This window comes from Paracoccus sp. 08 (genome assembly GCF_024105395.1).
GTDB lineage: Bacteria > Pseudomonadota > Alphaproteobacteria > Rhodobacterales > Rhodobacteraceae > Paracoccus > Paracoccus marcusii.
In genome coordinates, this window is sequence record NZ_WEKR01000060.1 from 1 (window position 1) to 1,547 (window position 1,547).

At 73.7% G+C, this 1,547-nt stretch carries 1 protein-coding gene; it reads right to left on the reverse strand.

All coding sequences use genetic code 11. The features are described from left to right. A partial coding sequence (locus tag GBO37_RS14020; protein WP_252929647.1) for a cation-translocating P-type ATPase occupies positions 1-1,547 on the reverse strand: 1,547 nt, incomplete at both ends.

Sequence of the window (1,547 nt, forward strand, 5' to 3'; positions counted from 1 at the left end):
GCAGCGCGGCGGCGTTGCCGATCAGCAGCGACCGCCCCTCGACCATCGCGGTCAGGCCGCGTCCGGGCAGGGCGGTCACCGATTGCGCCGGGGGCAGCGTCATGCCGCCTGCCTCGGCCAGGATCGCGCGGCCCAGGGGGTGTTCGGATCGGGCCTCGGCCGCGGCGGTCAGGCGCAGGGCGGCGTCGCGGTCGATGCCGTGGATCCAGATCTGCGTCACGCGGGGGCGGCCTTGCGTCAGCGTCCCGGTCTTGTCAAAGGCCACCACCCGCGCGCCCGCCAGTTTCTGCAGGGCATCGCCCTGGCGGAACAGGATGCCAAGCCGCGCGCCGCGCCCGCTGCCCACCATGATCGACATCGGCACCGCCAGGCCCATCGCGCAGGGGCAGGCAATGATCAGCACCGACACCGCCGCCACGACCGCATGCGCAAGGTCGGGGCCAAAGGTCAGCCACAGCGCAAAGGCCAGCACCGCCAGGCCCATCACCACCGGAACGAAGATCCGCGTGACCCGGTCGACCAGCGCCTGCACCGGCAGGCGGGCGGCCTGCGCCTCTTCGACCAGGGCCACGATCCGCGACAGCACGGTGTCCGGCCCCGTGGCCGTGACGCGATAGGTCAGGGCGGCCGCGCCGTTGACGGTGCCGCCGGTCACAGTGTCGCCGGGCGCGCGCAGCACCGGGACGGGTTCACCCGTCAGCATGGATTCGTCGACATGGCCCGCGCCTTCGGTCAGCACGCCGTCCAGCGCGATGCGTTCGCCGGGCGCCAGCTGCACCAGATCGCCCGGCTGCAGGTCGGCCACCGCGACACGCACCGGATGCCCGTCCCGCAGCGCCGTCGCGTGATTGGGCGTCAGGGCCAGCAGCGCGCGGATCGCGGCGCCGGCCTGGCCCTTGGCGCGCGCCTCCAGCCAGCGGCCGGTCAGGATCAGGGTGACGATCACCGCCGCGGCCTCGAACCACACCTGGCGCGAGGCGGCGGGGATCAGGCCGGGGGCCAGGGTCACGACGGCGGAAAAGGCAAAGGCCGTGCCCGCGCCAAGCGCCACCAGGCTGTTCATCTCGGGGGCGCCGCGGCGCAGGGCGGCAAGCCCCGTGCCAAAGAACCGCCGCCCCGGTCCGGCCAGCACCGCCAGCGTCAGGATCATCTGCACGACCCACAACGCGCGCATGGGAACCAGCGCATGCAGCCAGTGATGGAAGGCCGGGACCAGATGGCCACCCATCTCGACCACCGCGACGGGCAGGGTCAGGGCGGCGGCGGTCAGGGCCGCACGGCGCAGGGCCGGGGCCTCGTCCGGGGGTGGTGGCGCGCTGTCGGCGATGACAGTCGCGGGATAGCCCAGATCCGTCACGATTTGCGCCAAGGCCTGCGGGGTCAGGGCGGGATCGTGGCTGACCTGGGCGCGGTGCGTGGCCAGGTTCACCTGTGCATCCGCCACATCGGGGCGGGCCGACAGCACGCGGCCCACGCGTCCCGAACAGGCCGCGCAGCTCATGCCCCGGATGGCCAGGCGGGTGACAGGCAGGCCATCGGCGGGGATC